17 protein-coding genes are annotated in these 20,663 nt (G+C 70.4%); 4 read left to right on the top strand and 13 right to left on the bottom strand.

Features of this window, described 5'->3' with window-relative positions:
• A partial coding sequence (locus tag OP79_RS56530; protein WP_211270930.1) for a hypothetical protein occupies positions 1 to 268 on the top strand: 268 nt, incomplete at its 5' end.
• A gap of 244 nt (positions 269 to 512) precedes the next feature.
• On the opposite strand, the gene OP79_RS36975 is transcribed toward OP79_RS56530, so the two are convergent.
• Complete coding sequence (locus tag OP79_RS36975; RefSeq protein WP_033326698.1) at positions 513 to 1,520, bottom strand: stage II sporulation protein M; 1,008 nt, start codon at positions 1,518 to 1,520, stop codon at positions 513 to 515.
• A 117-nt stretch (positions 1,521 to 1,637) separates the two neighbouring features.
• Between OP79_RS36975 and OP79_RS36970 the strand changes: the two genes are divergently transcribed.
• The gene (locus OP79_RS36970) at positions 1,638 to 2,636 is read left to right on the top strand and encodes an RDD family protein (RefSeq protein WP_051745193.1); all 999 of its coding nucleotides are present in this window, start codon (positions 1,638 to 1,640) and stop codon (positions 2,634 to 2,636) included.
• A 21-nt stretch (positions 2,637 to 2,657) separates the two neighbouring features.
• Here the strand turns inward: OP79_RS36970 and OP79_RS36965 are convergent, their stop codons facing one another.
• From OP79_RS36965 to OP79_RS36930, 9 genes are all read right to left on the bottom strand, one after another.
• Positions 2,658 to 3,272 (bottom strand): hypothetical protein, encoded by a 615-nt coding sequence (locus tag OP79_RS36965; RefSeq protein WP_033326696.1) that lies wholly within the window; start codon positions 3,270 to 3,272, stop codon positions 2,658 to 2,660.
• Between the two features lie 98 nt (positions 3,273 to 3,370).
• Positions 3,371 to 4,828, bottom strand: a complete 1,458-nt coding sequence (ahcY, locus tag OP79_RS36960) for an adenosylhomocysteinase (protein ID WP_033326694.1) — start codon at positions 4,826 to 4,828, stop codon at positions 3,371 to 3,373.
• A gap of 270 nt (positions 4,829 to 5,098) precedes the next feature.
• Positions 5,099 to 6,076 carry a cation diffusion facilitator family transporter gene (locus OP79_RS36955; RefSeq protein WP_033326692.1) on the bottom strand — a complete coding sequence of 326 codons (978 nt, stop codon included), beginning with the start codon at positions 6,074 to 6,076 and terminating at the stop codon, positions 5,099 to 5,101.
• A 143-nt stretch (positions 6,077 to 6,219) separates the two neighbouring features.
• Positions 6,220 to 7,371, bottom strand: a complete 1,152-nt coding sequence (gene manA, locus OP79_RS36950; protein WP_033326690.1) for a mannose-6-phosphate isomerase, class I — start codon at positions 7,369 to 7,371, stop codon at positions 6,220 to 6,222.
• A 121-nt stretch (positions 7,372 to 7,492) separates the two neighbouring features.
• Positions 7,493 to 8,620 carry an SIS domain-containing protein gene (locus OP79_RS36945; protein WP_033326688.1) on the bottom strand — a complete coding sequence of 376 codons (1,128 nt, stop codon included), beginning with the start codon at positions 8,618 to 8,620 and terminating at the stop codon, positions 7,493 to 7,495.
• Between the two features lie 39 nt (positions 8,621 to 8,659).
• Positions 8,660 to 8,830: a Trm112 family protein gene (locus OP79_RS52565; RefSeq protein ID WP_078492239.1), complete on the bottom strand. Its 171-nt coding sequence runs from the start codon at positions 8,828 to 8,830 to the stop codon at positions 8,660 to 8,662.
• A gap of 249 nt (positions 8,831 to 9,079) precedes the next feature.
• Positions 9,080 to 10,444: a phosphomannomutase/phosphoglucomutase gene (locus tag OP79_RS36940; protein WP_033326686.1), complete on the bottom strand. Its 1,365-nt coding sequence runs from the start codon at positions 10,442 to 10,444 to the stop codon at positions 9,080 to 9,082.
• A gap of 103 nt (positions 10,445 to 10,547) precedes the next feature.
• Positions 10,548 to 12,164 (bottom strand): L-lactate permease, encoded by a 1,617-nt coding sequence (locus OP79_RS36935; RefSeq protein ID WP_033326685.1) that lies wholly within the window; start codon positions 12,162 to 12,164, stop codon positions 10,548 to 10,550.
• A 164-nt stretch (positions 12,165 to 12,328) separates the two neighbouring features.
• Complete coding sequence (locus OP79_RS36930) at positions 12,329 to 12,700, bottom strand: DUF3499 domain-containing protein (RefSeq protein ID WP_033326683.1); 372 nt, start codon at positions 12,698 to 12,700, stop codon at positions 12,329 to 12,331.
• 384 nt (positions 12,701 to 13,084) lie between these two features.
• Between OP79_RS36930 and OP79_RS36925 the strand changes: the two genes are divergently transcribed.
• Entirely contained in the window at positions 13,085 to 13,546 is a 462-nt protein-coding gene (locus tag OP79_RS36925; protein ID WP_033326681.1) for a metallopeptidase family protein, read from the top strand.
• 103 nt (positions 13,547 to 13,649) lie between these two features.
• On the opposite strand, the gene OP79_RS36920 is transcribed toward OP79_RS36925, so the two are convergent.
• The 3 genes from OP79_RS36920 to OP79_RS36910 all read right to left on the bottom strand — a co-directional run bounded on the left by OP79_RS36920 (position 13,650) and on the right by OP79_RS36910 (position 19,344).
• Positions 13,650 to 15,143: a DUF5719 family protein gene (locus tag OP79_RS36920; protein WP_033326679.1), complete on the bottom strand. Its 1,494-nt coding sequence runs from the start codon at positions 15,141 to 15,143 to the stop codon at positions 13,650 to 13,652.
• A complete protein-coding gene (locus OP79_RS36915; protein WP_078492238.1) occupies positions 15,140 to 18,874 on the bottom strand; it encodes a glycosyltransferase family 2 protein in 3,735 nt (1,244 codons plus the stop codon). Before OP79_RS36915 ends, OP79_RS36920 begins: the two co-directional genes overlap by 4 nt.
• Before the next feature lie 206 nt (positions 18,875 to 19,080).
• A complete protein-coding gene (locus OP79_RS36910; protein ID WP_033326675.1) occupies positions 19,081 to 19,344 on the bottom strand; it encodes a WhiB family transcriptional regulator in 264 nt (87 codons plus the stop codon).
• A 691-nt stretch (positions 19,345 to 20,035) separates the two neighbouring features.
• Here OP79_RS36910 and OP79_RS36905 point away from each other — a divergent pair.
• Positions 20,036 to 20,548, top strand: coding sequence for a cysteine dioxygenase (locus tag OP79_RS36905; RefSeq protein WP_033326673.1), 513 nt, complete (start codon positions 20,036 to 20,038; stop codon positions 20,546 to 20,548).
• Positions 20,549 to 20,663: the final 115 nt, after the last annotated feature.

Genomic DNA, 20,663 nt, shown 5'->3' with positions numbered 1-20,663 from the left:
GTTCACAGCGTCCTCGCTGTGTTGTTTTTCAAAGGAACCACGCCACCGGAAAGATCCGGTGGACGGGGTATCAACATATCTGGCGTTGACTTTTGGCACACTGTTGAGTTCTCAAGGAACGGACGCTTCCTTCGTACTCACCCTCGCGGGCTTTCCTCCGGGCTTCCCTTCGGTGTTTCCAACCTTACCAGATCCGTTTTCCGTGCCGTTTCCGGTCAGAATTCGTTTTGGTGGCCAGTTGGAGGGCCTTACCTATTCGGTAGCCTGACGGCTCCCTTTCGGCGGGTCCGACTTTATCAGAAGTTTTCGACCGGACTGACCGGCCACTCGTTCCTGAACAATCGGGAGGGCTTCTTCGGGAGTGAACCCGAGAAGCGGATAGATGTTCACCGTTGCCATCGAAGCTGTCCAGCTCCGCGCAACTGTGTAAATCTACCTCCACACGGGTCCCGTGTCAACGGCTCCCGTGGGGCGATGTACGAGGCTAACAGCTCGACCGGAGTGCCCACACATCAGGCGGCGGTCGGTACGGAGGCGCTGCGCTCGGTCTCCTCGACGTCGCCTGTGGCGCCGGCACGTGCCGCGCGACCGCCCAGGACGTAGACGTACGCAAGGAAGGCCAGTTCGGCGACGATGCCGATGGTGATGCGGGCCCAGGTCGGGAGGCCGGACGGGGTGACGAAGCCTTCGATGGCGCCGGAGACGAAGAGGACCAGGGCGAGGCCTATCGCCATGCCCAGGGCGGCGCGGCCCTCTTCGGCGAGGGCGGCACGACGGGAGCGGGGGCCCGGGTCGATGAGGGTCCAGCCAAGGCGCAGCCCCGTACCAGCGGCTACGAAGACGGCGGTCAGCTCCAGGAGGCCGTGCGGGAGGACGAGGCCCAGGAAGGTGTCGAGGCGGCCCGCCGAGGACATCAGGCCGATGCCCACGGCAAGGTTGAGCATGTTCTGGAAGAGGATCCAGATGACCGGCAGGCACAAGAAGGCACCGAGAACGAGGCACATGGCAGCGGCTTGGGCGTTGTTCGTCCATACCTGGGCCGCGAAGGATGCCGCGGGGTGGCTCGAGTAGTACGTCTCGTACTGGCCGCCGGGGCGGGTGAGCTCCCGTAGCTCGCTGGGGGCCGCGATCGAGGACTGGACCTCGGGGTGGGTGCCGATCCACCATCCCAGGATGGCCGCGACCGCGGTGGAGAGGAGCGCTGTGGGGACCCACCAGTGGCGTGAGCGGTAGACCGCGGCGGGGAAACCGTACGCAAGGAAGTGGGTGACGTCGCGCCAGGAGGCACGGCGGGTGCCTGTTACGGCACTACGCGCGCGTGCCACGAGTTGGCTGAGGCGGCCGGTGAGTTGGGGGTCTGGGGCGCTTGACTGGATCAGGGAGAGGTGAGTCGCCGTGCGCTGGTACAGGGCGACGAGTTCGTCGGCCTCCGCGCCCGTGAGGCGGCGCTGGCGGTGCAGTAGTGCGTCGAGCCGGTCCCACTCGGCGCGGTGGGCGGACACGAAGACGTCGAGGTCCATCGGGTTGGCTGCTCCTCGGCTGCTCGTCGTGTGGTCAGCTTGTCGCACTGCGGCGCGATGTGCCCTCAGCTTGGCAGACTGGCTGTTCTCAGGGCAGTTCGGGGAAGGACGGCGTGCGTGAGTGAGCTTGTGACGGGCGAGGCGGTGGCACTGGAGCTGCGCCCCGCGAAGCTGCCGAGCCGGGCGCTGGCCGTGCTGATCGACCTGGTGGCGGCGATGGCCGTGTACGTCGCTGTGACCGTGGCCCTTGTGGTCTCCACAGCCGGTCTCGACGAGGCGGCGCAGACAGCGGTGTCCATCGCGGCGTTCCTCCTTGTGCTGGTGGGCGGGCCGATCGCGGTGGAGACGCTCAGTCATGGGCGTTCGCTCGGGAAGCTGGCGTGCGGGCTGCGGGTGGTGCGGGACGACGGCGGGCCGATCCGGTTCCGGCATGCGCTGGTGCGTGGGGCGGTTGGTGTGGTCGAGATCCTGATGACGCTCGGGATCGTGGCGTGCATCGCGTCGCTCGTGTCGGCTCGGGGGCGGCGGCTCGGTGATGTGTTCGCGGGGACCCTGGTCGTGCGGGAGCGGATTCCTGCCGGGCGTACGCCTTTCGTTCCTCCGCCGCCGCCTTGGCTCGCGGGACGGTTTTCCGGGCTTGATCTGTCCGCGGTTCCGGATGGGCTGTGGCTTGCGGTTCGGCAGTATCTGACGCGGATGCAGCAGTTGGATCCGCAGGTCGGTGGGGCGATGGCGGAGCGGCTCGCGGCTGACGTCGCGGAGCGCACCGGGGCTCCGGCGCCGCAGGGGGTGCCACCGGCTGCGTATCTGGCGGCCGTGATGCAGGAGCGGCAGGCGCGGGAGACCCGGCGGGCCTTCGGCGGTGGGCCTGCCGGGGGTGAAGGCAGGGCTGGGCTGACTCCGTCGTACGCGGCGGTTCAGCCACCGGACTCCGCCTATCCCTCAAGCACTGGTCCGGCGGTGCACCTCCCGGGCTCTCAGAGGTCGCTCTCTCAGCCGACGGTGCCGGCCGAGCAGGGGGCCCCTGCCGCAGCTCCGCCGAAGGCCTCCGCCCAGGCGGGCCCGCAGAGTACAGGGAGCGAGCGCCCCGCCACCGGGTTCGTACCGCCCGCGTGACCCGGGTCGCCCTGCGGGCGGTCAGGTGAACAGCGACGGCGGCGACTCGAGATCCTCGAGTTCGATGCCAGGTGCGGAGAGCACGACGTCGCCAGAGAGGTGGATGGTGTGCTGCTCGCCCGTGTCCAGGGCTGTGACCTGGTATTCGTCCACGGTCAGAGGGGCGTTGTCAGTGGCGTGTGCTTCCCTTTTGATCAGGGCCCAGGACTGGTCGACGGTGCGCGGGGCCAGGACCGGGTCGGTGAAGGCAACGAGGCGTACGCGAGTGGCGGAGGAATCGGGAGTGAGGCGCAGCAGACGTGCGGTGGCGATGAGGAATGCGGGGGATGTGCCGGTGAAGGCGTGGGCGCGGACATTGCCTTCGGTGGCGTGAGTTCCCGTGGGATCGGTGCGGACCCAGGTGACGCCGTCGAGAGCGGCACCTCGGATCTGCCAGCTCGCGGCGTGGAGTTCGAGACGGATGGGGCGGCCGAGGTCGTCGATGGCGAGGTCGACGGAACCGGCAGGGTCGCCGGAGGGGGTGGTCACTTGGGAGACGTAGCGCCAGCCGGAGGGGCCGGGCGCGCAGTGGAAGTGCTCTTCAGAGAGGGGGGTGTGGTCGTGCGGATCATGGAGCGAATATCGGCCGCGGGGCATGGGGGTTCGGTCCTCATCGGGGACAGGCCCCCGCCGTGACGGCGGGGGCCTGCTGACATCCGTGTGCCGAGCGGTGGTACCGCTGCTCGGCGGGGTGCTCAGTAGCGGTAGTGGTCCGGCTTGTACGGGCCCTCGACCTCGACACCGATGTAGGAGGCCTGCTCGGGGCGGAGCGTGGTGAGCTTCACACCGAGTGCATCGAGGTGGAGGCGGGCGACCTTCTCGTCGAGGTGCTTGGGCAGCACGTAGACGTCGGTCGGGTACTCCGACTGCTTGGTGAACAGCTCGATCTGGGCCAGGGTCTGGTCCGCGAACGAGTTGGACATCACGAAGGACGGGTGTCCGGTGGCGTTGCCCAGGTTCAGCAGGCGGCCCTCGGAGAGGACGATGAGCACCTTGCCGTCGGGGAACGTCCAGGTGTGGACCTGCGGCTTGACCTCGTCCTTGACGATGCCCGGGATCTTGGCGAGGCCGGCCATGTCGATCTCGTTGTCGAAGTGGCCGATGTTGCCCACGATCGCCTGGTGCTTCATCTTGGCCATGTCCGAGGCCATGATGATGTCCTTGTTGCCGGTCGTGGTGACGAAGATGTCAGCCTTGTCGACAACCTCGTCGAGGGTCGTGACCTGGTAACCGTCCATCGCCGCCTGCAGTGCGCAGATCGGGTCGATCTCGGTGACGATCACACGGGCGCCCTGTCCGCGCAGGGACTCCGCGCAGCCCTTGCCCACGTCGCCGTAGCCGAAGACGACCGCGGTCTTGCCGCCGATGAGGACGTCGGTGGCGCGGTTGATGCCGTCGATCAGGGAGTGGCGGCAGCCGTACTTGTTGTCGAACTTCGACTTGGTGACGGCGTCGTTGACGTTGATCGCCGGGAACAGGAGGGTGCCCTCACGCTGCATCTCGTACAGGCGGTGGACGCCGGTCGTGGTCTCCTCGGTGACGCCGCGGATCTCCGAGGCGAGCTGGGTCCACTTCTGCGAGCCGTTGGAGATCGTCCGGTTGAGGAGCTCCAGGATGACGCGGTGCTCGTCGTTCTCGGCGGTGTCGACGGACGGGACCTTGCCGTCCTTCTCGTACTCGACGCCCTGGTGGACGAGGAGGGTGGCGTCACCGCCGTCGTCCAGGATCATGTTCGGGCCGCCGGTGGGCGTGTTCGGCCAGGTCAGGGCCTGCTCCGTGCACCACCAGTACTCCTCCAGGGTCTCGCCCTTCCAGGCGAAGACCGGGATGCCCTGGGGGTTGTCGGGCGTACCGTTCGGGCCGACCGCGATGGCGGCGGCGGCGTGGTCCTGCGTGGAGAAGATGTTGCAGGAGGCCCAGCGGACCTCGGCGCCCAGGGCGGCCAGGGTCTCGATGAGCACGGCGGTCTGCACGGTCATGTGCAGGGAGCCGGTGACGCGGGCGCCCGCGAGGGGCTGCGCCTCGGCGTACTCCTTGCGGATCGCCATCAGGCCGGGCATCTCGTGCTCGGCGAGGGTGATCTCCTTGCGGCCGAAGTCGGCCAGAGAGAGGTCGGCGACCTTGAAGTCCTGTCGGTTGTCGACAGTTGTCATGCGAGCTGCTCCTCGGGTTGGGTCGAGGTGGGTACGGCTGGTCTGCGCGATGGCGAGCATACGAATGCCCGGCGCCTGTGCGCAGCGCAGTCCGTCGGAGGCCCTCTCTCCCTCGGTCGGCCCGCACGGGGCCGCCCGACCGCCATCAGCAGCGACGTCTGGCTCGGTCTACGAATCTACACCGATCGGCCCAGCGGACCCCAGTCCGCCTCCGGCCAGATTGAGACACGGAGGCGGAGAACAGAGGCACAGAGGAGGTGGGTTGCAGGATCAGTGCTCGGCAGGCTTGGTCGGACCCCCCGGCGCCGCCTCACGGTCCGGGCCCTTCGCGGCTTCGGTCTCGCGGTAGATGTCGGGCTCGAGGTAGATGACGCGGGCGATCGGGACGGCCTCGCGGATGCGGGACTCGGCGGCGTCGATCGCGGTGGCGATCTCGGTGGCCGTGTCGTCGTGCTGGACGGCGATCTTGGCGGCGACCAGGAGTTCCTCCGGGCCGAGGTGGAGTGTGCGCATGTGGATGATGTCGGTGACCGTGTCACCGTCGACGATGGCGGCCTCGATCTTCTTGACATCTTCCACGCCCGCGGCCTCGCCGAGGAGGAGCGACTTGGTCTCGGCGGCCAGGATGATCGCGATGAGGATGAGCAGGATGCCGATGCAGAGGGTGCCGATGCCGTCCCAGACGCCGTCGCCCGTGGCCAGCGCCAGGCCCACGCCGCCGAGCGCGAGGATCAGACCGACCAGCGCGCCCAGGTCCTCCAGGAGGACGACGGGCAGCTCGGGCGCCTTGGCGTGGCGTACGAACTCCTTCCAGGACTGCTTGCCGCGCAGTGCGTTGGACTCGTTGATGGCCGTCCGGAAGGAGAAGGTCTCGGCGATGATCGCGAAGACGAGGACGCCCACCGGCCAGTACCAGTGATCGATCTCGTGGGGGTGCTTGATCTTCTCGTAGCCCTCGTAGATCGCGAACATGCCGCCGACCGAGAAGAGGACGATCGAGACGAGGAAGGCGTAGATGTACCGCTCGCGGCCGTAGCCGAAGGGGTGTTGCGGGGTCGCCTCGCGCTGGGCCTTCTTGCCGCCGAGGAGCAGCAGGCCCTGGTTGCCGGAGTCGGCGAGCGAGTGCACCGACTCGGCGAGCATCGACGAGGAGCCGCTGAAGAGGAACGCCACGAACTTCGCTACCGCGATCGCGAGGTTGGCGGCGAGTGCCGCCACGATCGCTTTGGTGCCGCCTGACGCGCTCATGTGTTCCCGAGGTCCCTTCGTCTGCGGTCCGGGGCGTTCCGTCTGTCGACCCGGCTCTGCCCGCCGTTCGCGGTGGGCCATTGTTGCAGCCCGGTTCGACAGCGGTGCATCAGGCCGTCGTCCCGGCCATCACCATGGCCGACTCAAGCCACAACAGTGGCCCGGAAAACCACGCCGGTCCCGGACACTTCGGCCTTTTCGCCTGCCGGTACGAAGACGGACCGGCCGGGGGTGAGGACGTGCTCGCCCGTCTGTACGGAGCCCGCGGTGCACAGGAGGATCTGCGGGGTACGGAGGGTGAGTTCGTGGGCCGCGGTGCCTTGCGGCAGGACGTAGCGCGAGAGGCGGAACTCGTCGATCGGCGTCTCGTAGACCTCCTCGCCGTCGGGGGAGGCCTCGGGGCGCAGTACGCCGGGATCGCTCGCCTCGAAGCGGACGATCCGCAGGAGTTCGGGGACGTCCACGTGCTTGGGGGTGAGGCCGCAGCGCAGGACGTTGTCGGAGTTGGCCATGATCTCGACGCCGAGGCCGTTCAGATACGCGTGCGGGACGCCGGCGCCGAGGAACAGGGCCTCACCGGGCTGGAGTCGGACGTGGTTGAGGAGCATCGCGGCGATGACGCCCGGGTCGCCCGGGTAGTGGTGGGCGATTTCGGCGTACGGGGCGTGCGGGCCGCCGAGGCGTGTGCAGGCCGCGGTGGCTTCGGTGACCGTCGTGGCCATCTGCTCACGGTCCGCGGACAGGACGGCTGTCAGCACCTCGCGCAGGGCGGCGTCCTCGGGGTGGGCGTGCAGCAGGTCGACGTACGGCTTGAGGGAGTCGATCTCCAGGGCCGCGAGCAGGTCCGCGGCCTCGGCCGGAGCCCGGAATCCGCAGAGGCCGTCGAACTCCGTGAGCGCGCAGATCAGTTCGGGCTTGTGGTTGGCGTCCTTGTAGTTGCGGTGCGGGGCGTCGATCGGGACGCCGCGGCGCTCCTCGTCCTCGTAACCCTCCTTGGCCTGGGCCAGGTCGGGGTGCACCTGGAGGGAGAGGGGGGCGCCGGCGGCGAGGATCTTGAGGAGGAACGGCAGGCGCGGGCCGAACTTGGCGACCGTCTCGGCGCCCAGTTCGCGCTCAGGAGCCGCCTCGATGAGCTCGGTGAGAGGGCCACGGGCCGTGCGGGAGGGCGCGCCGGGGTGGGCGCCCATCCACATCTCGGCCTGCGGTTCGCCGGTCGGCTCGACGCCGAGGAGCCGCGGGATGGCGGTGGTGGAGCCCCAGGCGTAGGGGCGGATGGTGTTGTCGAGGCGGTCCATGGGGTTCTCTCTGCGCTCTCTGTTCACGCGGGCACGTGCTCACGTGCTCACGTAGCTGTTCACGTACTCGCGGCGGTCGGCTTGTTCGCGGCGGTCATGGGGATCGGCCGCCGGGCAAGCATCAGGCCCCCGCGGTGAGCGCCAGGTAAACGGCCGCGAAATCCGTGGTGGCGATCAGCTCCGCGAGGGTCTCCAGGTCGCTGCCGTCCTCCGGTTCGAGTTCGCTGATCGCGGTGTCGTGGCTGAGGGCGAGGTCGCGGGCGGCAGGGGCGGCTGTGCGGCCTCCGGCGGGGCGGTCGCGCAACAGGACCACGCGCGCGTGGAGGGCCTGTGCCTCCTCGACGCGGTCGCGGAAGAAGTCGTCGGGATCGGCACCGGCGGCCAGCGCGCCGGAGAGCAGCACGCTGTGCGCGGCGAGCGCCTCGGGCAGCTCGGCGGTGAGCGCGGGGCGGCCCGCGAGTTCCGCCATCGCGGCGACGAAGCGGCGTCCCGCGGGGCCCGCGGACTGGCCCTCGGTCCAGATCACCGGGAGCGCCTCGGCGAGTTCGGCAGCGAGCGTCTTGGCGGGATTGCTGTACGTCGCGATGGCCGGGCCGCAGCGTTCGGCGACGTGGTCGAGCCGGTCGGCGACCTTCTGCAGGATGTCGGGCGGGGCGGACAGCAGGCCGGTGCGGTCGAGCAGCACGAGCAGTGGGGTGAGCAGTGCCCACAGCGAACCGGGAGCCGAGGCCGCGGCCGGTGCCTGCGGCTCGTAGGGGGCGGTTGCCATCGGTACGGCGAGACCGTGGGCGCCCGTGATCGCCTCGGTCAGCGGGGCGTGGGGCGGACAGACGGCGACGACGGTGAGACCGCGTCGGTAGGCCTGCTCGACGAGGATCGAGAGGCCGGGTTCGCTGCCGTCGGGCGTGGCGATCAGGAGCAGGTCCACGGGGCCCGCCCAGCCGGGCAGGTCCCACAGGAGGGCGCCCGCGGCGGGAGCCACGCCTCCTGGAGTGAGCCGGGTGACGGGGCACGCTGCGCCGGCGAGGGAGCCGAGCAGGTCGGCGACGCCGATGGCGGCCAGTCCGGGGCCTGCGATCAGGATGGCCCTTGGGCGGCCGTCCGGCTTCAGCTCGGCGATTCCGGCCTCGGTGGCGTGCCGGACGGCGGTGCGTACGCGGGCGCCTGCCTCTGCGGCGCCGCGGAGCAGCTCGCGGCGGTCGGCGCGGGCCAGTGCCTCCGGGTCGTCGAGCAGTGATTCGTCGAGCATGTGGGGCAGCCTCCGAGCGCCGTCGCTTCTTACGGGGGTCTACGCGGGGCGGCGTGCCTCGTCGACCAGCAGGACCGGGATGCCGTCGCGGACCGGGTATGCCAGGGCGCAGTCCTGGGCGGTGCAGATCAGCTCGGTGTCCTGCTCCTTGAGGGGGGCGTGGCAGGCCGGGCAGGCGAGGATCTCCAGAAGGCCGGCTTCGAGCGGCATTTGTGGGTCCCTTCGAGGGCGGAGTTGTGCTGATGTGGCCTGGTCAGGGTACCGCTGTGGGAGGCGGGGTGCCGGGGGATGGTTTCTTTCCCCAAGCCCACCCCTTCCCGAAACTGGGGGCTTCGCCCCCAGACCCCCGTTATCGGCCTGACGGCCTCGTCCTCAAGTGCCGGACGGGCTGAAATCAGTCCCTCCGGCACTTGAGGACCGGGATTCGGCCAAAGACCGAGCCTCGGACCAGGTGAGCGATCAGCCTCTGATGATCGCCAGTGCCTCGTCTCGGATCTTCGTCATCGTCGCCTCGTCGCGGGCCTCTGCGTTCAGACGGAGGAGGGGTTCCGTGTTGGAGGCGCGGACGTTGAACCACCAGTCGGCGGAGGTGATCGTCAGGCCGTCGAGTTCGTCGAGGGTGACTCCCTCGCGGGCCTCGTACGCGGCCTTGATCGCGGCGAGGCGGGCGGTCTGGTCGTCGACTGTGGAATTGATCTCGCCGGAGGCGGCGTAGCGGTCGTACTGGGCGACCAGGCCCGACAGCGGGCCCTCCTGGCCACCGAGAGCCGCGAGGACGTGGAGGGCGGCGAGCATGCCCGTGTCGGCGTTCCAGAAGTCGGCGAAGTAGTAGTGCGCGGAGTGCTCGCCACCGAAGATGGCGCCGGACTTGGCCATCTCGGCCTTGATGAAGGAGTGGCCCACGCGTGTGCGTACCGGCGTGCCGCCGTTCTCCCGGACGACCTCCGGCACCGACCACGACGTGATCAGGTTGTGGATGATGATGCCCTTGCCGCCGTGCTTGGCCAGCTCGCGGGAGGCGACCAGGGCGGTGATCGCGGACGGCGAGATGGGGCCGCCGTTCTCGTCGACCACGAAGCAGCGGTCGGCGTCGCCGTCGAAGGCGATGCCGAGGTCGGCGTCCTCTTCGCGTACGCGCTTCTGGAGGTCGACGATGTTCGCCGGGTCCAGCGGGTTGGCTTCGTGGTTCGGGAACGTGCCGTCCAGCTCGAAGTACATCGGGACGAGGGTGAGGGGCAGGCCGGCGAAGGCGGTGGGCACGGTGTGGCCACCCATGCCGTTGCCCGCGTCGACCACGACCTTCAGGGGGCGGATGGAGGTCAGGTCGACGAGGCCGCGGAGGTGCGCCGCGTAGTCCTCCAACGTGTCGCGCTGCGTGAGCGTTCCCGCCGTGGCCGCCGGCTCCGGGGCGCTGGAGTCCGCCCAGGTCTCGACGAGTTCGCGGATGTCGGCGAGGCCCGTGTCCTGGCCGACCGGGGCGGCGCCCGCTCGGCACATCTTGATGCCGTTGTACTGCGCGGGGTTGTGCGAGGCCGTGAACATCGCGCCCGGCAGGTCCAGCGCCCCCGACGCGTAGTACAGCTGGTCCGTCGAGCACAGTCCGATCTCGGTCACGTCGACGCCGCGCGCCGCCGCCCCGCGCGCGAAGGCCCGCGACAGGCCGGGCGACGAGGGCCGCATATCGTGCCCGACCACGATCGCGCTCGTGCCCGTCACCTGCGCGAAGGCCGCGCCGAACAGCTCGGCCAGCGGCTCGTCCCACTGATCCGGGACCACCCCGCGTACGTCATACGCCTTCACGATCTGCGACAGATCAGCAGCCACGGCCGGCCCTCCTGGATTCCTCATCGGCGCCCCAAACTACCGGCCCGGACCGACACTGGACCGGTCGGTCTCCGAGAGATCGCACCGGGATTTGCGCCAGGACTTACGGAAGCATCCACTCCAGAACGACGGAACTCTGTCCGACCACGATCAGGCACATGACCAGCAGCAGTCCGATGCTCCATGGCAGCACCTTGCGCAGCAGGTCCCCTTCGCGGCCTGCGAGCCCGACCGCCGCGCACGCGATGGTCAGGTTCTGCGGCGAGATCATCTTCCCCAGGACACCGCCCGAGCTGTTGGCGGCCGCGAGGAGCTCCGGCGAGAGCCCGGACTCCCGTGCCGCGGTGACCTGCAGTGCCCCGAAGAGTGCGTTGGCCGAGGTGTCCGACCCGGAGACCGCCACACCGAACCACCCCAGAACCGGCGACAGGAAGGCGAGCCCCGCGCCCGCCGCCGCCACGAAGTAGCCGATCGTGGCGGCCTGCCCGGAGAGGTTCATGACGTACGCGAGCGCCAGGACGGACGTCACGGTGAGGATCGCGAACCTCAACTCGTGGACGGTGGCCGCCCATTCCTTGACGGCCACGCGCGCGTGCACCCCGAGAACGACCGCCGTGCCCACCCCGGCGAGCAGCACGAGCGTGCCGCCGGTCGAGACGATCGGCCACGAGAAGACATTGCCGCTGACGGGTTCCCCGTCCGGGTTCGCGACGTTCAGGAAGGGCCAGTCGAAGGTGCGGGTCGCCTTCGCCAGAAAGTCCTTCACCGCCGGGATCTGGGCCACGGAGAAGATCGCGACGATCAGGGCGTACGGAGCGTAGGCCCGCACCACCTCGGGGCGCGGGTCCTCCTCGTCCAGGTCCTCACTGCGTACGCCGGTCAGGACAGCCGCTCGTACGGGCTCGGCGGCGGGCCTGCGCGCCTGGGGCACCGCCACCAGGGCGCCCGCTCCTGCCAGGGCGGCGCCGATGTCGGCGAGTTGGGCGGAGAGGTAGTTGGAGGCGGCGAACTGGGCCACGGCGAAGGCCACTCCGCATGCCATGGCGGGCACCCAGGTCTCGCGCAGTCCGCGCCGCCCGTCCACCAGGAAGACGAGCACGAGCGGCACCACGAGGGCCAACAGCGGCGTCTGACGGCCCACCACGGAGGCCACCGAGTCCAGGGGCAGTCCGGTGACCTGGGCGAGCGTCACGACCGGTGTGCCCATCGCACCGAAGGCAACGGGCGCGGTGTTGGCGACCAGCGCGACCACGGCCGCGCGGACGGGTTCGAAGCCGAGGGCGACGAGCATGACCGAGCAGATCGCGACGGGTGCCCCAAAGCCCGCGAGGGCCTCCAGGAGCGCGCCGAAGCAGAACGCGACGACGAGCGCCTGGATGCGCGGGTCGTCGGAGAGCCGCCCGAAGGAGCGGCGCAGGATGTCGAAGTGCCGGGTGCGGACGGTCATCCGGTACACCCACAGGGCGTTGACGACGATCCACAGGATGGGGAAGAGGCCGAAGACGGCGCCCTGTGCGGCGCTGGAGAGCGTCTGGCCGAGGGGCATGCCGTACGCGAGCCAGGCGACCAGGGCCGCCGCCGCGAGGCCGATGAGTCCGGCCCGGTGTGCCTTCATGCGGACGCCGCCGAGCAGGACCAGAACGATGACGAGGGGCAGAGCCGCGACTAACGCGGACAGGCCGAGCGAGTCGGCCACGGGCTCCAGTTCCTGGATGTACACAGAACCTCCCCGGATTCCGCGATGCGGAAAGTGATTTCTCACGGGTGAGGAAATGGTCGTGTCCGCGACAAGCTCACGTCAATGCCCGTACAGCAGGGAGTGAAATGTGCACCGTAAGCGCACAGAGTGAAGTTCCCGTCAGGGACGGGCAGTTGAAAGGAAGGTCAGGAGTCCGGCGAGCGCAGTACCCGCAGGTGGCCGCGGCGTGCGACCTCCATCGGGTCCGCCCCGCGTGCTCCGCCGGCCTGTGCCGCGCGCTCCTGGGGCCGGGCCGCCTCACGCACCGCGTTGGCGAGCGCCTCCAGATCGTCGCCGCTGGGGCGGGAGGGAGCGGAGCCGTGGGCGAGCCGGACGACCTCCCAGCCGCGCGGGGCGGTGAGGCGCTCGGAGTGCTCGGCGCACAGGTCGTAGCAGTGGGGTTCGGCGTAGGTGGCGAGCGGGCCGAGGACCGCGGTCGAGTCGGCGTAGACGTACGTCAGCGTCGCGACGGCGGGGCGGCCGCAAGCGGTGCGCGAACAGCGACGTACAGGGCTCACGACGTTGGACGGTACCGCACTCTTGAGCGGGCCGCGACGGATCTTCCCCAGGTCACCCCACCGTGTCGTCCTGTGATGCCAGCCACACGAAAATCCGCACGAGCCTGGTTGACCTGCGCGTACGCCCCTTGCCGAAATACCGGACAGCTCGGATCCGATCACTACTTGGTGCAAACCCTGCCAACTGCCGCGAGTTCGACGGTTCATAGAGATACAGAAACGAGCCCAAGCTTGGCTGGAATGGTCATCAAGCGACATGTCCCGTGGCTGCCGCACGCATGTGCCGGGACCTGTCCGGGGAGGCCGGGCAGCCGCGCGGCAGGGGTCGAGCAGCCGCGTGGAGGCCGGACACCCCGACCGTACGAGGACTACGCTTCGTCAGTGATGGACAACCCCGTACCCCCCGTACCGCCCCGCGCCGCCGACCCCAGGCCCCGCCGCCGTGACCGCCACGGCCGGGGGATGCGCGGACCCGTCGCGCCGCCCCAGGTGCCGCTCGCCGCGAGCCGGGCCGAGGTGTTCGCGGATCTGGTGCAGGACTCCGTGGAGCGGCTGGAGCGGCGCTGGCCGCAGCTCGCCGACATCGAGTTCGTGGTGCTGGAGGTGCCGCGCCTCGAACCTGGGCGGGGCGAGGGCTGGGGCGACGAGGTGGTCCCCCTGGGCGGCACGATCGCGGCGCACGACGGCCGGCCCGGCCGCGTCGTCGTCTACCGCCGCCCGGTCGAGATCCGCACCAAGGGACGCGACGAGCGGGCGGCTCTGGTCCACGAGGTCGTGGTGGAGCAGGTCGCCGAGCTGCTGGGGCTGACTCCGGAGACGGTGGATCCCCGGTACGGCGAGGACTGACATCCAGAGGACTGACATCCAAGGGAGCACTGCGTACGAGGCCACGCGCGTGTAGAGGACGAAAAACCCCGCACGCGCGCGTGGACCCCTGTTTCTGCGACACCTACTTCTGCAACACCGAGAGATCCTGCTCCGCGTCCGGCACCGCCACCATCCCCCGGTCGTCCGGCAGGGTCTGGACCGTGAACATCGGTATGCCGTCCTCGGAGATCTCCAGCGTCCGCGCGGCGTGGACGGGGCCTCCGGAGACGGGCTCGACGGTCAGCGCGTACGAGCCCTTGAGGCCGCTGGGAACGGGCGCCTCGATGTCCTGGGTGGTACCGCCCTTGACCTTGTACGTCTTGCTCGCGGCAGTGCCGTCCTCGCTGCCGGCGGAGGCCGTGACCTTGACCTCGGCGGTGTCGCCGGGGGCGACCACGGAGAGCGTGGAGCCCTTGGAGCGGTTGTCGGCGACCGTCGCGCGCGTGCCCACCGGTCGGGTGGCCGGGATGAACGCCGTCTCCTGCTTGTCGCCCTTGCCCCGCACGACTCGCAGCCCGGCCACGACCGGCACGGCCTTCTCGGTCGGGGTCAGCACCAGGGAGCCCGCCTCGCCGCGCGTGAGGTCGCCGAGGTCGGCGGCGGCCGTCATTCCGGCCTTCACATGCAGCGTCTCGTTCCCGGCGGGCGTGATCAGCCCGGATGCCGAGGCCAGCCGCACCTTCAGGTCGGCGTCTATGTCGCCGGGCGCGAAGGCGACCAGGCGAACGGACGTGGCGTCCTTGGGGATGCCCGGCAGGACGAGGCTGTCGGCCGGGTCGGCGGAGGCGGCCAGCCAGTCGCCGCCGAGCTTGTCGTCGAGGGCCTGGACGGCGGCGGCGACCCGGCCGCTGCGGACCCTCACGTGCACCGTGAGGTCGCTCTGCGGCTCGTCGATCAGCGTGGACAGCAGTACCGGCTCCGTGGAGTGCGGCTGGACCTTGATGCCCTCCCCCGACGCCGACTTGAGGGTGCCGTTCTTGCCGTACAGCTCGATGTCGACGACGGCGGCGGAGTCGTCGGGGTTGGTGAGGTGCACGTAGTCGGTGCGCTCCTCGGCCGTACTGGCGCCCGGGAACCAGAACTCCGTGTCCGGAGCGGTGCAGTTGGCGCCGAGCAGGCCGCGGCCGGTGCCCGCCGGGACCTCGGTGGTCTGCTGGACGGTCCAGCCGGGGGCGGACCCGCCCTCGGCGGTGCCGATGAGCGCGGGCGCGTCGGCACCGGAGACCTCGCCGGTGACCGGCTTGCCCGGCTCCTTCGGTGTCAGGACGGCCTTCTTGGCCTCCTCCTTGTCGCCCTTTTCGGAGCCGTCTGCCGACTCCTCGCCCGCCGGGGCGAGTTCGGCCCTGCCGCTCGTGTCGGCGCCCTCCGTGACGGGCGTGTACGACGTGTACGCGGTTTCGGCGACGTCCGAGGCGCTGGGGCCGGGGCAGAGCAGGCTGGTGCGCTCCACGGGCATCTGCGTGGCCGCCTTCGCCTCGTCCCGGCCGGAGGCCTCCGGCTCGGTGACGGAGGCGAATCCGGCGACCGCGGCGAGTGCGGCCACGCCGGCGATCAGGGACACGGTGGCGCGGTTCACTGCTGGCTCCCGTCGGGACGCTCACGGTCGGTGCCGTGCGGCGGCGGCTGCTGTGGCTGCTGCTGCGCAGGGTCGTACGGCGCTTCGTAGCCTTCGGCGTACGGCTGCGTCGGGTCGTAGGCCGGGGTCCCCGACCCGTACGCGTACGGGTCGTACTGGCCTGCCTGGTACGGGTCCGCCGGGTACGGCTGCTGCTCATAGGTGCCCGCCTGGTATTGCTGGGCGCCCTGGTACTGATCGCCGTACGTGCCGTACTCGGTGCCCTGGTACGCCGTCGTCTCCCACTCTCCGTAGGGCTGCTGCTGCGGGACGGCGGCGGGGGCCGGGGGCTCCACCGGAGGAGGAGGCGGAGCGTCCGGCGTGAACTGCTCGTCCGGGGCTGCCTGTTCGGCCTCGGACTCGGCCTGGGCGCGCAGCCGACGGGCCCTGCGGCCCTCGCCGGAGACCGGCTGGGCGGGAACGACCGGCTCCTCCGGGAGGTCGTCGTCCACGTCGCGACGTCGACCGGGCAGGGCGAGCACCACGAGGACGACGGCGAACGCACCCTGGGCCCACAGCCAGCCGGTGTGGAGCGCCGGCGGCTCGAAGGTGACGTCCAGTCGGCCGTCATCGGCGGGCAGTTCGAAGCCCTGCGCCCAGCCGTCCAGCGTGGTCCTGGTGAGCGGCTTGCCGTCGAAGGTGGCGGTCCAGCCCTCGTCGGCGGTGTCGGCGAGGCGCAGCACGCGACCGGCAGCGCCGGAGGGGATCATGGTGTGCACCTCGACGGGTCCGGCGGCGATGGGCTGCGGCTCGCCGGAGTCGGGGACGACGGCCGCGCGGGATACCTGCCGGTCCACGCGCCACAGGGCACTGCCGTCCTGCTGGCTCAGCCGGCTCAGTCCGGGCGTGGCGTCCAGGACGCGGCTGACCTCGCGGGGCGCTCCCTGGTGCACGAGTACGTAGCGCACGGCGAATCCGCCGAGCTGGTCGGCCTGGTCGGCTCCGGAACCGGCCACGAGGTTGGCGACGACGGAGTCGAGCTTCTTGTTCTCGCCGTCCGCGGTGGCCAGTTCGGCGTCGCCGAGCCGGGCGCCGGAGCCGCGTACGAGCGTGTAGCCGACCCGGGCGGTCGAGTCGCTGTCGAGGACGAGGGTGCGCGCCTGGTCGCGGGTGCCGCTCTCCTCGGCGACGAACGCGGGCACCTGGACGGGATCACGCCGCTCCAGGGGCCCGTCGGCGCCGCCGATCATCCACCCGGCGGCGACGAGCAGCGGTCCAGCGGCGGCGGCGAACGCGATGAGCGCGGCGACCGGCTGACGCCAGCCGAAGCTCTGCTCGGCCACTCGCGAGCGTGCCCCGTCGGCGCCGAGCGCGGCGGCGGCGAGGAGGGCGAGGCCGTACACGAGCGTGGCGGGCCCGGCCCAGGTCGAACTGTTGGACAGGACGGCGAAAACGAGCCCTACAAGGGCGGCAGTCCAGGCCGTCCAGATTCCCAACTGACGCTGTGATCGCAGCAGGGCGGCCAGCGCGGCGCACACGATGCCGATGAGCATCAGCCCGCTGACGGTGCCGGGGCCGCCCGGGCTGCCGCCGAGCAGATCGAGCGCGGACGCCGATCCCTCGCCGAACTCGAGGCCGGCCTCCCGGAAGAAGCCGAAGGGCAGCAGGGACAGCGACCAGGGCGCCAGGACCAGCAGCGGAGTGCCGAGCTGTGCCAGGAAACGGAGCCCGTAGGCGACGATCTCGCCCCGCCGCACGGCCAGCAGCGCGAGGCCAAGGACCAGGGCGATGGGCCACACGATCGGCGTGAAGGCGGTGGCGAGGGTCAGCAGCAGCGCGTACGCCCAGGTGGCACGCCAGCTGCCGCGTGCCGTCGTGGAGGCGAGGCCGCTCGCCGCGATGCCCGCGCGCGCGATGAGGGGCAGCAGGACGGCGAGCACGGCGGTGCCGATGCGGCCGCCCGCGAGCGCTCCGGTGGCGGCGGGCAGGAAGGCGTACGCGATGGACGCCCAGGCGCGCAGCAGTCGCGACATGACGAGCGGCCGGGAGGCGAAGTACGCGGTGAAGCCGGCCAGCGGCACGGAGCCGACGAGCAGGACGGTGACCGCGAGCCCGGTGGAGCCGAACAGCACGCTGGCGAGCAGCGCGACGAGCGCCAGATAGGGCGGCGCGGACTGGGTGCCACCGGCGCCGACGGGGTGCCAGCCGTCCAGGTAACGCGACCAGAGCGCGGACGCGTCGGAGGGTGCGGGCAACAGGGCGCCACCCGCGAGCGCACCGCCGCCGATCAGTTCCCGGCAGGCGATGAGCGAGGCGAAGAGGAGCACTACGAAGAGCACAGGGCCGGGCTTGCGGGCGACGCGCTTGAGCCGGGCGAACTGTTCGACCTCCAGGAAGTCGGCGTCGTCACCACCCGGCCCGGACTCGACGGCGCCGCCGTGCCGGCCGGCCGCGGTCAGCTCGGGATCGGAGCTGCCCACGAGATTGCCCGCGACCTGCTCGATGGTGGCCCGCACGGTCGCACCCGGCGGCGGGAACAGCTCGCGCAGCTCCCCCTTGTCGACCTGCGGACGGCCGCGTCTGCGCCGCCCGGCGATGATCCGCTCGGGCCGCAGCAGCGTCCCCAGAAGACCTCGGATCTCGTCGACGGCCTGTCCGGGGACCTTGCCGACGAGATACGCGACCATGCGCAGCAGCGTGCCGAGCACGAGCCGCAGCAGGACCCAGGGCAGCACGGCGGTGCGGGAGTTGACGAGCAGCGTGTAGACGGCGCCCGCCTTGTCGACCTTGTGCGGGGAGGCGGACGTACGGCCCACACAGTCGACGGTGCGCCGCTCGCGGGAGGCCGCCTCGGCATGGCGTACGACTGCTTCGGGGGCGACGAGGACGCGGTGGCCTGCGGCCTGGGCGCGCCAGCACAGGTCGACGTCGTCACGCATCAGGGGCAGCCGCCGGTCGAAGCCGCCGAGCTGCTCGAAGACGTCGCGGCGGATCAGCATGCCGGCCGTGGACACGGACAGCACGGGCCTTACGTGGTCGTGCTGTCCCTGGTCCTGTTCGCGCCGGTCCAGGCCGGTCCAGCGGCGACCGCTGTTGGCGATGGTGACACCGACCTCCAGGAGCTGCCGGCGGTCGTACCAGCCGCGGAGCTTGGGTCCGACGATCGCGACGTCCTTGCCGAGCTCCTGCTCGTTCTCGACGACCCGGAGGAGCTGGGCCAGGGTGTCGGGCTCGGGGGCGCAGTCGTCGTGCAGGAGCCACAGCCACTGGACGGGCTCGCCGTACGGCAGTTCCGGCATGTCGTACGCGTCGTCGCGCCAGGTGCGGGTCACCGGGTCCCAGCCGCTGGGCCGCTTCAGGTACGGCAGGTCGTCCGGAGTGAGCGCGCCGGCGGTGCGGGTGGCCTCGTCTACGGCCTGGCCGAAGCCGGTGCGCCGGGCGAGATGCAGCACCCGGTCGGCGCCGAGCGCTTCGGTGACCAGCCGGGCGGAGTCGTCCGCGCTGCCGGTGTCGGCCGCCACGGCGTTCTGCACCGGGCGTTCCTGACCGAGCAGCCCGGCGAGGGCGTCGGGCAGCCAGCGGCCACCGTCGTGCGAGACGAGCACGGCGGTGACCACGTGCCGCGGGAACTCGGGCGGGCGGGACGGGTCGAATACCGCCGGGCGGGACGGGTCGGATGCTGCCGGGCGGGACGGGTCGAACGCTGCAGCGGCAGCGGTGTACTGACCTGCCGTTTGGCTGTGCGCGGACATCGAGGTACGGGCCCCGGTTCGATGGACTGCGGTGGACGCCTGTGCCCCACGGGGGCACAGGGGCGTCTCGGACGGAGGCCCACACTAACGGCTGGACAAGATCGCGGCCCGCCGCCTGTGGATAACCCACTTGCGCCGGGCCGTTCGTTACACAGAGAGAGGTGTACGGAGAGCGTGTGCCGTACGGAGCGCGTGTGCCGTCCGCTTCAGACGGCGGCCTTCTTCAGGCGGCGCCGTTCACGCTCGGACAGACCGCCCCAGATGCCGAAGCGCTCGTCATTGGCGAGGGCGTACTCGAGGCACTCGGAGCGGACCTCGCAGGAGAGACAGACCTTCTTGGCCTCGCGGGTGGAGCCGCCCTTCTCGGGAAAAAAGGACTCGGGGTCGGTCTGCGCGCAGAGCGCCCGCTCCTGCCAACCGAGCTCCTCTTCGGCCTCGTCGACCAGCAGTTCCTGAAACAGCTCGGTCATGTGCGCCCCTCGTCCGTCTCGCGTCCCCGTGATGCTGCCGTTACCGATCCCGGCTGAACGACACGAGTGAAATTACAAGTGTGCTGATCCGGGCGAGTCAAGCCGAGATCTGCTATTGGGTCCCTTATTCACTCTGCGGAACCAAGGCCATGCGGAAAGTGTTCAAATCGGCATAAACCCTGACAGCAAGAAGAGGCCCGGCCGGGACTGCCGCCCCGCACAGGACTTGTACAGGGAGGGACGCCCAGGAGTTCGATCTCGTTCCGCCCGACGCCCGAAGCGAGCCGGATCACATTCCGATCACAGGATCGCAACGAGGTTTGTGCGCCCGGTTGTTGCGCCATGTGTCCCAGCGGACCACAGAACAAACCTTTCGTCTCCCAGAGGAACCGGATGAGGTGAAAGATCTCCTGCATAGCGGACACCGAGTTGACAGTGAAGGTGTGAACCGGTGTCCTTGTGGGCATGCTTGCGAACTTGGCGCTCACCTCGACCCGCACCGCCGGGTCCCTCGGTGCTGCCCGTGCTCGCTGTAGCTGTTGTTGTCGCAGCTGTTGAGCCTTTCTCAGCGCTCCTGCTGCCGCCAGGTCCACGAGTACCTGGCCGCTGGTCCCTTCCGCCCGTGATCAGGGCGCCTCCAGATCTCCAGCACAGGCCTTGCGCCTCTTCAGCCGAGGAACCACCGCACTCCATGAACAGCGACAGCGACCTTCAGATCGCCGGCGACATCCTTGAAGTCCCGCACCTCCTCCAGGCACCGCGCGAGCATCCGTCCACCGTGGCCGAGTTCGTCGGGCTGGCCCGCTCCATCGCCGCCGATCGCTCCCAGTGGGAGCACCTCGTCCAGTACGACGCGACGTCCCGGTGGTACCACCGGCTGCGCACCGGCCCCGGTTACGAGGTGTGGCTGCTCTCCTGGGTGCCCGGTCAGGGCAGCGGGCTGCACGACCACGGCCGCTCCTCCGGCGTGTTCACCGTGGTGCAAGGCGCACTGACGGAGCGCACGGAGCGCGGCACCCGCGCGTTGGGGGCCGGCACCCAGCAGGTGTTCGCGCCGGGGTACGTCCACGAAGTGGTCAACGACTCGCTCGAGCCGGCCATAAGCCTGCACGTCTACTACCCGGGGCTGACCGAGATGCCGATGCATGTGATGCGCTGCGCCGCGTCGCGTCCGCAGGAGCCCGGGGATGTCGTAACCGCCTGACGCTTTGTCGTACCCGCCTGCAAGACTGGCCCTCCCGTCGCCCGACCACCACCCCTCAACGAGTCAGCCTGGCGGCTGACGCACTGTTCCAATGCCCGTCGCCCGACCACCACCC

The sequence above is a fragment of the Streptomyces yerevanensis genome, assembly GCF_000716805.1.
Classification (GTDB): Bacteria; Actinomycetota; Actinomycetes; order Streptomycetales; family Streptomycetaceae; genus Streptomyces; species Streptomyces flaveus.
This window is presented reverse-complemented; position numbering and strand designations above follow the sequence as displayed.